Below are 12,386 nucleotides of genomic sequence, written 5' to 3'. Positions count from 1 at the left end.
ATGAGCACAGGCGAACGTCAATCTGGTAGGCACCAAACACCTTTGGCTGAGTTGCTCGCGGAACTGAACCTGCCCAACAAGGCGCTTGCTCGGAAAATGGTCGAGCACAGCCAGTCCGATGGCCGTGAGCCCATCAGTCCGGACGGCAGCACGATCGCGAGATACAAGGCGGGCGTCCACCGACCCAAGGAACGGAGCCTCGAAGTACTGCTGGCCGTGCTCAGTCAGTTCGCAGGTCGCGAAGTGACAGCCGCGGAGCTGGGGTATGCCGAGCCGGAGTCACCACTGGTGCAAGGCGTCGATGAGAGCCTTTCATTGGTTCGTCCGACCGTGCTCACTCTGGTACCTGAGCCGATCGATCCGGCCTTTGTACAACACCTCCAGCTCATGCTGACCGAACACGTCCGAATGGACGCATGGGCAGGACCGCGATACATCATCGAATCCCTTCGCGGTCAGCTGACCCTGGTCGAAGACCTGTGCGGAAAAGCGCGCGGCGAAATGCGAGTGTCATTACTGGAAATCGGAGCCCGCTTTTGCGAGTTCGCGGGCTGGTTGTTCCAGGACTCCGGCGACCTGAAGGCGGCGTTGTACTGGACCAACCAGGCGATGGACTACGCGGAAGAGTTGGGCGACACCCACCTCATCTCCTATGTGCTGATGCGCAAGAGCAACATCTTGACCGATGCCGGTAAGGCGGCGCAGGGCTTGGGGCTGGCGAATGCCGCGCTGCGGCGATGGGACGAGATAACCCCCGAACTGCGCGCCGTAGCCCTCCGGCAGCTCTCGAACGCCCATGCGCTTTTCGGTGAGAAGGACGAATGTCGTAGAGCACTGGACAGTGCTATGGCGCAGGTTCTCGACGCTGATCCGAATGAACCCGGACGTCTGGCGAAATACTGCACGCCATCGTATATCGAAATGGAGGCAGCGCAGAGTTGGGTTTTGCTGGGAGAGCCGGAGCGTGCAATCACGACTTACAGTTCTGGACTTGCTGATTGGCCGGAGGCGCAACGCCGAGATCAAGGGCTGTGTTCGGCGCGCCTGGCATCGGCCTACGTGCGCGTCGGAGAACTCGAAGAGGCCATGCGGGTGGCCACACGCGCAGTCGAGTTGTACCAGCTGGCACCGTCGGCACGATCATTGTCAGTATTGCGTGATCTGTCCAAGCGGTTGTCAACCGCTCGCGGAAAGCAAGTCAACGAACTGAAGGGGCTATTGGCCAGAGCGGTCCAGGTACCCCGAGGCTATTCGGTCAGCGCTTGAAGATGGCTTTTGAATGATTCCGAGAGTGATTCGAGAGCGATTTTGCCTTTCTCGGGAGTTCCAAGGGAAGGAAATCCGATTACGCCGCTGGTTGTATAGTCGGTCATCCCCTTGATGAGGAGGAACTTTCTGTCGTCCGCGCGCCAGTCTGCGGTCTGATAGCCGGGCCGAAGGGAATCTGGCGAGATGTGCAACAGGATGGAAGTTTCCAGTTCTCCGGCGTGCATGTCCTCGTGCGCGTTCGTTTCCATCTTCGCTTTGGTGCGCGCATGATTCCAGTCGAGGGGCAGTGGGAATAACGTCATCCGGCGCTCAGTCGTGTTCGCCTCCTGAACAACATTCTGCAGAACATAGTTTCCGCCGTGACCATTGACGAGCACCAAATGCCTTATACCAGAGGCTTTCAGCGACTCTTGTATATCGCTGATTACCAGTGCGAGCGTCGTCGCCCGAATGCTGACCGAACCAGGAAACCCTGTGTGCTCATGTGAGCAGGAAAAGGTTACAGGCGGAAGCAAGAACAAGCCGTAGTCTATTGCGATCCTCTGTGCGATTGCGCAGGCGATCGCGGTATCCGTTATGAGCGGATGGAATTCGCCATGCTGCTCGAAGCTTCCGATAGGCAAGACAGCGACGGTGGGGTTCTGTGCCCGTACGTCTGCGGAGGTAGCGCCTGGTAGCAGATGGTCCACGCGAACCAAGATACCGCGCCCGCAGAGAACGTGGGATGAATCATCTGGGGGGCGTACGGAGGTCGTACGGTGCGGCCCGGCGTACACCCCTGCTCTCTTCTACCTCTGATGTGGACGGGTGATCGCGAGTTCTCCTGTATTGCAGCGGGTTTCGTCCCCGCAGCGACAGGAAGGAGCGATTGTCTTGGCAAGTTCGAAGAAGCAGCGGGGAGGCGAGAACCGCAGGTCCACTAGCGCGTATATGCGCCTGAAGGACGTTGCCGACCTGTTCGGTGTTCACGAATGTACGGTTCGACGCTGGATATCCGCAGGCCGGTTGACCGGCTACATGGTCGGACCAAACACCATTCGAGTACGCCGCGATGAGGTCATGGACCTGCTGCGCCCCATCCCGACAGCAGGTGGTGCGGCATGATGCGGGCACTGTTGATCGGGTTCGCGCTGGTCGTGGCGGGTGCGGTTGTTCCGGGCCTGGCATCGGCGGCGTTCGTGCTTGTGGTGCTGGCCGGTGTCGTGTGGGTCGGCATGCGTCAGGTGCGGTGGTCGACGCGGCGGCGGTGGCGGGGTGATCGGCGATGACCGAAGACCTGTTGGGTACGTCGCGACATCGGACGATGACCTCGGTGCCGTCGCCGGTGATGGCGGCGCTGGTGCTGATCGGGTTCGTGTTCGTCGCGGGCCTGTTCCTCGGCGTGCTGCTGTTCGGTGCCCGGGAGGGCCTGCCCAAGACCGTGGTGGTCTGCCCCGCGCCGGGCACGGAGAACGTCGCGGCGTGGCCGCGGGAGTGCCCGCGTGAGGTGGTGGCACCGTGAGCGCGCGGGAGTTGCGGTTGCAGCCGTGGCAGACGCTGCTCGAGGAGTGGACCGCCCAGCAGTACGGGCTGCCGCTGTCGCTGCTGATGACGATGATGCAGCGGCGACCACGCACCGCGTACGCCTTCGCGAAGCGCCTTAAAGACGCCGGGCGCGCGCAGGTGAGTCGGGTCGGTTACGGGTCCCCGGGACCGTGGCGGCGCTCCAAGCACTTCAACACCGCCGACGAGACTCCGCACGGCCCGCTGTGGCTGTACCCGACGCGTGAGATCGCGTGGGGGTATCTGGGTTTCGATCCGGGGGAGTGGCACCTGAAAGCCTCTACTGCCGCGCACCTGACAGCGGTATCGGAACTACGACTGGCGTTGACCGGCCTGGAGACCGATCCGGAGATCTGGACCAGCGAACGCCTGCTCCGGCGAATCGTGAAACCGACTGGTGGACAGCCAGGTTCGCATGTTCATGACGCGTGGTGTCGGGACTTCACTGATCCGGACAAGGTGTGGGCGATCGAGGTGGAGTTGTCCCGCAAGCGTGGTGAGGGCCGGTTGTTGCGGTCGGTGTCGGCGGCGTTGGAGTCCGCCGACCGTCACGACCTGGCGGGCGTCTTGTACTTCGTGCGCGGCGAGTCACTGCGCCGTGCCCTGGAGGGCATCGCGGCCCAGCTGGCGCGTCGGCGGGGGGTGGATGTGCTGGCGAATCTCGAAATCCATGACCTGGATGTGACTTTAGCGCGGAAAGGAGTGCGCTGACATGACAGACGAGCATCGGCCGTTGGTGGTGGTGGCGGACACGACGGGTGGGGAAGACCCGTCGCGGATCACCCGCCGCCTCACCGACGCCCTCGCCCGCTCCGGCATACGAGCCGACCGCTACACGATCTGGTCCGGCACCGGCCACGTGGGCGTGCTGCGGCTGCCCGCGCAGGAGATGCGCACGGTCCTGGAACACCTACTCGATCCGAGCGCGCGGGGCGGTGAGCGGTGATGAGCGACTGCACACCGTTGATCACCCCGTACGACTGCGGCGACGCGGTCGCGCCCGCCCCGGCCGGGCCGCCGGTCGAATCGCCTCCGGTGCCTGCGCCGGTGCCGGAGATTCCGGAGGTGCCGATCGGTGTCGCGGGTGCGGCGGCGGTGCCGCCGGAACCGACGCGTACGCCGGTGTTTGAGAACGCGACGCTGCCCAACGGGTGGCAGGCTCCGGACTGGAGTGTGGGGTTGCCGTCGGTGCCGGAGGCGTTCGAGTTCGCGGGCACTTCCCTGGCCGGTGCCGGATTTCTCACCGCTCTCGGAGTCGGCATGAACGTCCTGGCGGCGCGGCGACGGTGGGAGGCGCGGCAGGTCCGCAACTACGCGACCGGGTCGTTGGTGTTGCCGGTCGGCGCGATCTGGGCGTCGGATTCCTGGACGGCGCCGTTGAGTTTGTGGTGGGACGGCGCGGGTGTGCTGCTGGACCACGGGCTCGCGTCGGGGGCGTTGGCGGCAATGGCTGCGGGCGGTGTCCCGGTTGCGTTCTGGGCCGCCGCCGCCTGGCGGGCACGGTTCCTCGGCAGGCTCGGCACCGAGGGCGTGGGTTCCCCGTCGAAGACCCGTCGCCTGCAACGCCGCCAGCAGCTCGGTAAAGCCCGCGCCGCGCGGAAGGCGGCGAAGTACGGTGCCCCGATCACGGCGGGCTGGCTGCACTCCAAAGCCGTATTGGGCACGCTGTCGGAGTACACCGACGCCACCCAGCCGACCACGGTCACCGAACTCGCCGGACGCCGGGGCTCGAAGCTCGCGATCCCGATCGAGGGCCTAGGCCACATGGTGTTGCTGGGCATGTCCCAGCGAGCCGGGAAGACCACCCTGCTCACCCGCTTCGGTACCGCCCTGTACTGCGCGTACTGGCACCGCTACGTCCGCACCGGCGAGAAGCGCCCGCTGTTGATCTTCGTGGATTGCAAGGGCGGCAAACCCGGCCTGGCCACCGGGCGGGAGTTGGTGAAGATCGCCGCCCGACTCAAGGTCGACCCGCGCCGCGTCGCTCTCTGGCCGGTGACGAATCGGCTGGATTTGTGGGCGATGGACGCCGAGGACATGTGCGCCACCCTCGAATCGATGATCAACCCTGTCGCCTCCACCGACGCGGGCGCCGAGCATTTCAAGCAGAACCGCATCCGGGTCACCAAGCTCGCGGTCCTGGCCCCGGGTGGGCCGCCGCGCTCGAAACAGGCGTTCCTGGACCGACTGTCGGTGTCGTGGCTGAAAACCGCATACAAGGCGGATCAGTCGGTGCTGGACGAGATCGACGCCCTGGAGAAGAACAAACCCCCCGCCGTAGGGGACGTGAGCGGGAAGTTCCGCAACATCTTCGCCGCCATCGGCGAAGGGTTCGACGGCGGCAGACCTCTCAACAGTTTCGACATGATTTATGCGACGGTGCCGGGCACGGTACGCGGGGAGTACGCCCGTGCCCAGGTCGCCGCCCTGGTGACGTTGATCGAGCAGTTCGCGTGTGGTGAGCATGACCGGCAGGTTGTGTTGATCATCGATGAGATGTCGGCGGTGGCGGACAAGACCGGTGGCATCAACCAAACCAACATCGCCGAGCGGTTGTTGGGGATGGGGGTGGTGGCGATCTTCGCCGCCCAGAACCAATTCGGCCTCGGCCAAACCCCTGATGACCGCCGCCGTCTCCTGGAGTCCTGCCCCTCCGGCGCGCTGCTGATGAAGTTGGAAGGGGCGGGGAAGGTGTCGGAGGTGTTCGGGTCCCGCCCGGTCACCGAGAACACCCGCCACACCAAACACGGTCGCCTCGGGGACGAAGGGTCGCTGGGGCAGCGGGAGACGTTCTTCATCGACCCCAACCAACTCGCCGAATTCGAACGCGGCGACGTGGTGTGGGTGCACGCCCGCCAAGCCCACTGGGGCCACGTCGTCCCGATCGACCTGGACGAGCTGGCCCCGCTCCCGGCCGACCCACAGCCGAAGCGGTGGGCGGACAGTACACGCCCACGGGTGCCGTTGCTGCGGGTGCGAGACCTGGATTCCGGGCGGACTCGGCAGGCCGATCTGGGGTTCGAGGGCGGTGACACCGCATGAACGACCACACCCCCGACACCCCAGACACAACGGCGACGCCCCTCACCGCCGAGGCGGCGCAGGAATTGACCGCGCAGATCCGCGCCTGTGTCGAGCAGGTCTGGGCGTTGATCGAGCAGGCGTTCACCGCGCGGGCGTGGGTGGCGTTGGGCTATCCGAGCTGGGATGCGTACTGCGCCAGCGAGTTCGACCGCTCCCGACTGCGCATCCCCCGTGAGGAACGCGCTGAGGTCGTGGCGTCGATGCGGGAGATCGGGATGAGCACCCGCGCCATCGCCGCCGCGACCGGGGTGAGCAAGGGCACCGTGCAGAACGACCTGGCCGCAGGTGGACAAGATTGTCCACCTGGCCCGGTCACCGGCCTGGACGACAAGCAGTATCCGACCAAACCGGCTGCACGACAGGGTGATTCACCTTCGCATGCCGACGACAGTGCAGCTGGGACGCGGCGGCGTCGCCCGATCACCGAGGCGTTCGATACCACCCGCTACGAGCTGGGCAGGCGGGCTGAGTCCCTGGCACGGCTGGCCGCTGATGACCGGTTCGACCGTCACGCCGCCCAGCTCGCGCACCGGTATCGCGGTGACTTGATCCGGGCGCGTGACGCGATCCAAACCGTTCTCGACCGTCTCCCCGACCCCACCACGAAGGAGTGAATTCTCATGCATCTTGTCAATCCTGATCAGCCGGAGCGGGTGGTCAGTCAGATCATCGAGATCGATGCCGCGATGGCGCGGCGGATGCTCGAACACAATCGCAACAATCGTCCGATTCGTCAGGCGCGGGTGCAGCAGTACTTCGAGGATATGACCTCGAGCCGGTGGCGGTTCAACGGTGAAGCGATCAAGTTCGGCCCCGACGGTGAACTCCTCGACGGCCAGCACCGCCTGGCCGCCATCGCCCGCACCAGCGGACAGGTGTTCCCGATGCTGGTCGTGCGCGGCCTGGCTCGCGATACGCAGGTGACGATGGATCAGGGCGCGCGCCGCACCCCCGCCGACCAGTTGACGATTTCCGGGATCACCGGCCACAACACCACCCTCGTGGCCGCCGCGCTGCGGGTCTACATCCCGTGGTTGGAGGGCAACCTGTTCGGCGACTACATGCGCAACAAGATCTCGACCACGCGGATCGTGGAATACGCGACCGTCTACCCCGAGACCGTCGCTCGCGCTGAACGGTTCACTTCCGTCGCCGCCCGGTTGAAGGCGCGCCCGGCGGTGGCGTGCGCGGTCCTGATCCGCCTGAGTGAGGTCGATGAGACCGCCGCCGCGGAGTTCGTGCGCCTGTGGGATTCCGGGGCGGGCCTGCCCGCGGGGTCGCCGATCCTGGCGTTGCGGCAACGCCTGGACATCCTGCATCGCACGGGAGTGCGTACCAGTGATCGGGATCAGATCGGGTTGATCGTGACTGCCTGGAACCTGTGGCGACGCGGGCGCAGTGTGGCGAAGCTGTTGCGGCCCAAGGGCGGGTTCAGCGCCGACAACTTCCCGGAGCCCCGATGACCGCCCCGAGGCCGCGCCCGGACAGCGCGGACACCCGCAACGGAGACTCCGACACCCGCAGCGGACACGCGGACATCCGAAGCGGTCGAGCGGACGCCCGAGGTGGCCGCGCGCACACTCAGGGTGGTCACAGGGTAGACAGCCCGGTCACGATCCCTGGTTCGGCGCACGGTCGGGTGGTGGCGTGGGCGGGGTTCGTGTTCGGGTCGGTGACCTCCATCGCGGCCAACGTCCTACACGCCTGGCTTCCGGCGGACACGATGCCGCCGGGGTGGACACCGGGTATCGCCCCGCAGATCGGGGCCGCCATCTGGCCCATCGGCCTGCTGCTCAGTGTCGAGGTGCTGTCGCGGGCGCGGTGGCGGAGGGGTGGGTTGTGGGCGCTGGCCCGCTACGGCGGCGCGGGCACCGTCGCTCTCGGATCAGCGGTCATCTCCTACGGCCATGTGCGAGACGTGCTGCTGGCGTGGGGATACGGGCCGTTGGGGGCGTCGGTCGGCCCGCTCACCCTGGACGGACTGATGGTCATCTCAGGATTCGCCCTGCTGTCGATGACCACCACCGACAACGGGTCAACCGCCATCGACCTCCAGTCTGCGTCGAAAACAGCAGCGGCACTAAAGATCACCGACCCCCACCATCTTGATTCGGTCGTGGCCACCCCGGACGAGCCGATTGTATCCGTGGCCACCAACCCCGGTCATGGAGTGTCCCCGGTGTCCGGACAGGCGGACACCGACACGGAAGGCGAGGACAGCGGGGCGGACACCCGCCGTACCCGCGCCCACGAACTGCACGCCCGAGGGTGGTCACACGGGCGGATCGCGGCCGACCTCCAGGTCAGCAAGCGCACGGTGCGCCGCTACCTGGCCACCCCGGCGGACACCGGCCACGACAGCGCTCCCGCGATGTCCACCCCCGACCGCACCGGCCCCGTGCCGTCGGTGCCGGAAATCAACACCAACCACCACCAGCCCCTCGAAGGAACCCTGCTATGAGCCACGCGCACAACCCGAATCCTGCCCCCGGTATCGACTGGGACGGCGAACTACAAGCATTGATGGAAGCCAGCGGCATCGAACCCCGCTACGCCGACCGCCCCACCTGGACGACACGAATCCGCCGCCGCCTGCACACCGCACGGCCGGTGTTGTTCGGGATCGGTGTCACCGGAGTCGGGATGTGGTGGGTCGCCCACGCCGGTGCCCCGGCGGCGGCGACGGTGCCGTTGCTGGTGTGGCTGACCGGTTGGATCGGTTACTGGGTGTGGATCGGGTTCGGTCGCCCCGACACCGCCACCACCGCCCACACCCTCCACACCCTCACCGTCCACGGCTTCCGCGCCGGGTCGCGGTTCGCGTTCCGGCATTCCCGCCCTGCGCGTGCCCGCTGGCGGGCCTGGCAGGCCGCCCGCGCCCGCGATCGTGCCGCCGCTGTCCGGCCCGCGCCCGCCACCACTATCTGACCCCGCGAGGAGTGAATTGCGATGCCCGGCAATGAGGTTGATGAGACGAGCCGCAGTTATCAGCAGTTGATGCAGATGCTCGTGCACTTGGCTTACCAGTACGCGCGCACGAGGCAGCGGTTGCCGAAGATGACTCGTGAGCAGTACCGGCAGTTCCAGCGTGATCTGGAAGAGCGGGTGCGGTTGGACCAGTACGACCGCACGAACGCCCAAGCCTGGTACACCGCACGCGTCGCCGATTACCAGCGGGAAGCCTCGGTGCTGGCCCACGGCATCGCGGCGGGGGACTTCAGCATCGACGAAGAATCACGCCGCAGAGCGTTCCTGGATGGGATGCGCGCCGATATCGAGCACTCCGTCCACACCGTGCACGCGTTGAGCCCCGAGGAACGCGGGCAGATCGTGCAAGCCCTCGACCAGATCGAAGCCGACCCACGAGTCCGTTTCGAGCACGGGGTGTTCCCGTCGATGACCAAGCGGGAGCAAGCGAGTGCCCGTCAGGCCGCCGCCCGCTCGGAAGCCGCCACGATCGACCGTCAGGAACAACAGGCCACGCGCCTGGTCGCCACCGAATACGCCGTACCCGCTGACGGTGCCGGGAGCGTGGCCGCGTTGAAGAAGGCCAACGCCGCACTCACCAAACAAGTCCAGCAACTCACCGCCGAGAACACCGCGCTCCAGACGCAGGTGGCCACGCTCGAAGCCCAGGCCGCCGCCCACGCCACAGCGCAGGCATCGACCAACGGCCAGCACTCGGCGACCGGGCAGCAGCAGGCCGACCAGCACGCCCAGCAGACCGAGCAGCAGACCAAGCAACGGGCGGCCGAGGCCGATATCGACCCCGGCCACAGCGATGGTCAGGCCCAGATGGAGGCCGAGGCGTGACGACTGCCGGTGTGGCCCAAGAGGTTTCAACCACAACAACCAGAAAGGAGATACCGCCACGACACCTGACACCCGGTGAACGCCCGCAGCCTATCCGAGTTCGCGGACCGCTTCACCGTCGAGACCAGAGTCTCGAAAACCTTATTAGCACAGCATGTTTAGGAGACATGACATGTCCGGAGAGACCACTCTCACCATTGTCGGCAACCTGACCTCCGACCCGGAGTTGCGTGAGACCTCGGGTGGGCATGCGGTGGTGAACTTCACCGTCGCGGCGACCCCGCGCGTGTTCGACCGCAGCACCAATCAGTGGACCGACGGGGCCGCGTTGTTCATGCGTTGTCAGATGTGGCGCGATGCCGCGGAGAACATCGCCGAATCCCTCACCAAGGGCGCACGAGTAATCGTGTGCGGCAAGCTCCAGCAGCGCAGCTACGACGACCGCGAGGGCAACAAACGCACCGTCGTGGAACTGGTCGCCGACGAGGTGGGCGTGTCACTCAAATACGCCGTCGCCAAACCGATCAAACGATCCACCCGCACCCGCACCAGCGGCGGCGGAAACAGCGGCGGCGGTCAGCGCACCACCACGAGCGGGGTGACCAAGACCGGACGCGGTGTCGGTGACGACCCGTGGCCCGACCACACCCCGGACGAGGTGGCGTAATCATGTCGAACCCTTTCGAACACAACAACGACGCCCACCCCGAGAACACGCATCTGCCCGAGGGTGGCATGTCGGCGAGGTTCTACACCTCCTACGACGAAACCCTCGATCAGGTGATGTTCGGGATCGTGTTCGGCTGCGGCTGCGAGTTGATGACCGCGATGAGCCTGGACCAGGCCCTGGCGGTTCACGACCTGTTCGACGGTGCCCTCGATGACGCCTACCACCACCACACCCAGAAAGGAATCTGATCATGGCGTACCTGAGCACCGCCGCTCGTGTCGAAGACCACGACGACACCGGTCGGGGCGGGCGTGGCTATGTCGAAACCTATTGGCACGACATGCCCGAGGCCATCGTGACCCTGTTCCCGGCCGGGGACATTCGCGGTGACATCGAGATCCGCTGGCGCGTCACGTTCTACGACGGCGTGCGCGCGGGCGTCACGGTCAGCGAGGCCCGCACCCTGCGGGACAACCTGACCCGGGTGATCAACCAGTACTTCGGCATCGACAACGACGTCGAGGACCCCGACACCCCCATTGACGTGGGTGCCGCGGGGTTCGAGCCGGAGGAGTTCGTGTTCTGCCGGATCTGCCACGGCCGCATCTGGCGAGTGGGTAGTACCCCGGACTGGTGGATGCACGAGTACGAGGACCAGCGCTCTCACGACGCCATCCCCGCCGAACCCGAACCCGAACCCGAGGCTGAGACTGGTGCGGAGGTGGCCTGATGACCTATGTCTATCTGCGCACCGAGCCCCGGTTGTGGACGGTCGGGTTCTACACCCCCGATGGGCACTGGGAACCCGAGTCCGATCACGGCAGCAAAGATGCTGCGGCCGAACGGGTCCGGGTCCTCAACGGCGGCGGCAGCGCCATCGACGTGGCCGAGCTGATCAAGGAACGCGACGACCTCAAGCAACAGTGCACCGAACTGCTCGATCAGGTGCAGTGCCTGCAATGGGACCTCGGAGCGCTCCAAGCTCAGCACGACCACTGCCCACAGCCCACCACACGCAGGAGGCGGTAATGGACCCGAACGCGGCCCTGACCCGAATCCGGGAGCTTGTCGATGCCTTCTACGACCTCGACGAGCGCGTGCACGAGCGTCACGACGGTGACCCGGTCATCGAGATTCTGGCGGATCTCGCCCACGAGGTGAACCGCTTGGATCAGTGGCTCTCGCGCGGTGAAAGTCTGCCCGAGTGGTGGGCACACGGCGCGGGAAGGCGGTGATGTTCATGCTCGTCGATGTGCATGTCATCGACCGATCACAGCTGTACGCGGTGATCGGAACCGCTCTCGCCGATCTGGCCGAGGTCGGGGTGATCGTGGGTGACATCGATGTCGCCGACGAACAGATCGTGACCGCGATCGGCACCCGCTGGCCCACGGTGTTCACCGACACCCAGGAGGTGCCGGCATGAACAGCGAATACCAGTATTGCGGGTGCGGAGGCTGTTTCGACATCACCGTGGGAACCCTCGGCACACAGTCGCTGTGCGGACTCTGCGACGAGGCAGGGTGCGTGATCGGCGACAGCGATTGCCAGCGCGCCGACGCTGACAGCGAGTGTGAGCACTGGACCGAACGCATCGACGAATACACCGAGGTATGCGTCCTGTGCGGTCGATGTGCCACACACGAGCCCGATCGGGACACCGATCATGGCTCGCCGTAGGAAACCCCTCAGTCCGCGCAGACAGTTGACGCTCGGGCGGGAGATCCAACAGCAGTACGACCAGGGCCGCAGCTGGGCCGCGATCGCCGTCGACTTCGACCTGTCGAAGACCACGGTGCAACGCCTGGCCAAGCTCTACCGCACCGACTGCGACCGGAAAGCCCACCAGCACCAGCTGACCCTGTTCGACTGAACCACTCCGGACACAACTGAACACTGAACAAGCGGAGACCGTGCCATGCGACCTGGCACGGTCTCCGTGCCTTTCATACCATGTGCGTTCTAGCAGACGCGCGATTGGGATGGAACTTTGTTGCCATTGCCAACA

21 protein-coding genes are annotated in these 12,386 nt (G+C 65.7%); 20 read left to right on the top strand and 1 reads right to left on the bottom strand.

What is annotated here, in order from left to right:
• Entirely contained in the window at positions 1 to 1,266 is a 1,266-nt protein-coding gene (locus ON31_RS33000) for a tetratricopeptide repeat protein (protein WP_147287135.1), read from the top strand.
• On the opposite strand, the gene ON31_RS36130 is transcribed toward ON31_RS33000, so the two are convergent.
• Positions 1,248 to 1,958 carry a creatininase family protein gene (locus ON31_RS36130; protein ID WP_081592924.1) on the bottom strand — a complete coding sequence of 237 codons (711 nt, stop codon included), beginning with the start codon at positions 1,956 to 1,958 and terminating at the stop codon, positions 1,248 to 1,250. The two genes, ON31_RS33000 and ON31_RS36130, sit on opposite strands and share 19 nt — an antisense overlap.
• Positions 1,959 to 2,199: 241 nt before the next feature.
• Between ON31_RS36130 and ON31_RS36125 the strand changes: the two genes are divergently transcribed.
• The 19 genes from ON31_RS36125 (at position 2,200) to ON31_RS37200 (ending at position 12,251) form a co-directional block, all read left to right on the top strand.
• Positions 2,200 to 2,373, top strand: coding sequence for a helix-turn-helix domain-containing protein (locus ON31_RS36125; protein ID WP_081592923.1), 174 nt, complete (start codon positions 2,200 to 2,202; stop codon positions 2,371 to 2,373).
• Positions 2,370 to 2,537, top strand: a complete 168-nt coding sequence (locus tag ON31_RS37205) for a hypothetical protein (protein ID WP_157533841.1) — start codon at positions 2,370 to 2,372, stop codon at positions 2,535 to 2,537. Before ON31_RS36125 ends, ON31_RS37205 begins: the two co-directional genes overlap by 4 nt.
• On the top strand, positions 2,534 to 2,770 hold the full coding sequence (locus tag ON31_RS32995) for a hypothetical protein (RefSeq protein WP_147287139.1): 237 nt from the start codon (positions 2,534 to 2,536) through the stop codon (positions 2,768 to 2,770). The genes ON31_RS37205 and ON31_RS32995 overlap by 4 nt, the downstream gene beginning before the upstream one ends.
• Positions 2,767 to 3,522, top strand: a complete 756-nt coding sequence (locus ON31_RS32990; protein WP_039819149.1) for a hypothetical protein — start codon at positions 2,767 to 2,769, stop codon at positions 3,520 to 3,522. The genes ON31_RS32995 and ON31_RS32990 overlap by 4 nt, the downstream gene beginning before the upstream one ends.
• Position 3,523: 1 nt before the next feature.
• Positions 3,524 to 3,757, top strand: a complete 234-nt coding sequence (locus ON31_RS32985; RefSeq protein ID WP_039819148.1) for a hypothetical protein — start codon at positions 3,524 to 3,526, stop codon at positions 3,755 to 3,757.
• A complete protein-coding gene (locus ON31_RS32980; RefSeq protein ID WP_039819147.1) occupies positions 3,757 to 5,853 on the top strand; it encodes a hypothetical protein in 2,097 nt (698 codons plus the stop codon). Before ON31_RS32985 ends, ON31_RS32980 begins: the two co-directional genes overlap by 1 nt.
• Complete coding sequence (locus tag ON31_RS35125) at positions 5,850 to 6,509, top strand: hypothetical protein (protein WP_051038229.1); 660 nt, start codon at positions 5,850 to 5,852, stop codon at positions 6,507 to 6,509. The genes ON31_RS32980 and ON31_RS35125 overlap by 4 nt, the downstream gene beginning before the upstream one ends.
• Positions 6,510 to 6,515: 6 nt before the next feature.
• A complete protein-coding gene (locus ON31_RS32970; protein ID WP_115061573.1) occupies positions 6,516 to 7,358 on the top strand; it encodes a hypothetical protein in 843 nt (280 codons plus the stop codon).
• Positions 7,359 to 7,537: 179 nt separating this feature from the next.
• Positions 7,538 to 8,356: a helix-turn-helix domain-containing protein gene (locus tag ON31_RS35120; RefSeq protein WP_157533840.1), complete on the top strand. Its 819-nt coding sequence runs from the start codon at positions 7,538 to 7,540 to the stop codon at positions 8,354 to 8,356.
• A complete protein-coding gene (locus ON31_RS32960; protein WP_147287140.1) occupies positions 8,353 to 8,823 on the top strand; it encodes a hypothetical protein in 471 nt (156 codons plus the stop codon). Before ON31_RS35120 ends, ON31_RS32960 begins: the two co-directional genes overlap by 4 nt.
• 21 nt (positions 8,824 to 8,844) lie before the next feature.
• Entirely contained in the window at positions 8,845 to 9,708 is an 864-nt protein-coding gene (locus ON31_RS36375; RefSeq protein WP_039819143.1) for a hypothetical protein, read from the top strand.
• Positions 9,709 to 9,880: 172 nt separating this feature from the next.
• Positions 9,881 to 10,375: a single-stranded DNA-binding protein gene (locus tag ON31_RS32950; RefSeq protein WP_039819142.1), complete on the top strand. Its 495-nt coding sequence runs from the start codon at positions 9,881 to 9,883 to the stop codon at positions 10,373 to 10,375.
• Positions 10,376 to 10,377: 2 nt separating this feature from the next.
• Positions 10,378 to 10,626 (top strand): hypothetical protein, encoded by a 249-nt coding sequence (locus ON31_RS32945; protein ID WP_039819141.1) that lies wholly within the window; start codon positions 10,378 to 10,380, stop codon positions 10,624 to 10,626.
• A 2-nt stretch (positions 10,627 to 10,628) separates the two neighbouring features.
• Complete coding sequence (locus ON31_RS32940; RefSeq protein ID WP_039819140.1) at positions 10,629 to 11,108, top strand: hypothetical protein; 480 nt, start codon at positions 10,629 to 10,631, stop codon at positions 11,106 to 11,108.
• Complete coding sequence (locus ON31_RS32935) at positions 11,108 to 11,407, top strand: hypothetical protein (protein ID WP_039819139.1); 300 nt, start codon at positions 11,108 to 11,110, stop codon at positions 11,405 to 11,407. Before ON31_RS32940 ends, ON31_RS32935 begins: the two co-directional genes overlap by 1 nt.
• A complete protein-coding gene (locus tag ON31_RS32930) occupies positions 11,407 to 11,613 on the top strand; it encodes a hypothetical protein (protein WP_039819138.1) in 207 nt (68 codons plus the stop codon). Before ON31_RS32935 ends, ON31_RS32930 begins: the two co-directional genes overlap by 1 nt.
• Before the next feature lie 5 nt (positions 11,614 to 11,618).
• Positions 11,619 to 11,804 carry a hypothetical protein gene (locus ON31_RS32925; RefSeq protein WP_147287141.1) on the top strand — a complete coding sequence of 62 codons (186 nt, stop codon included), beginning with the start codon at positions 11,619 to 11,621 and terminating at the stop codon, positions 11,802 to 11,804.
• Entirely contained in the window at positions 11,801 to 12,058 is a 258-nt protein-coding gene (locus ON31_RS32920; protein ID WP_039819136.1) for a hypothetical protein, read from the top strand. The genes ON31_RS32925 and ON31_RS32920 overlap by 4 nt, the downstream gene beginning before the upstream one ends.
• Positions 12,045 to 12,251 carry a hypothetical protein gene (locus ON31_RS37200; protein WP_147287142.1) on the top strand — a complete coding sequence of 69 codons (207 nt, stop codon included), beginning with the start codon at positions 12,045 to 12,047 and terminating at the stop codon, positions 12,249 to 12,251. The genes ON31_RS32920 and ON31_RS37200 overlap by 14 nt, the downstream gene beginning before the upstream one ends.
• Positions 12,252 to 12,386 lie beyond the last annotated feature (135 nt).

The sequence above is a fragment of the Nocardia otitidiscaviarum NBRC 14405 genome (assembly GCF_000308635.1).
GTDB lineage: Bacteria > Actinomycetota > Actinomycetes > Mycobacteriales > Mycobacteriaceae > Nocardia > Nocardia otitidiscaviarum.
Note: the sequence above shows the minus strand (reverse complement) of the source record. Positions and strands in the feature narration are given on the sequence as shown.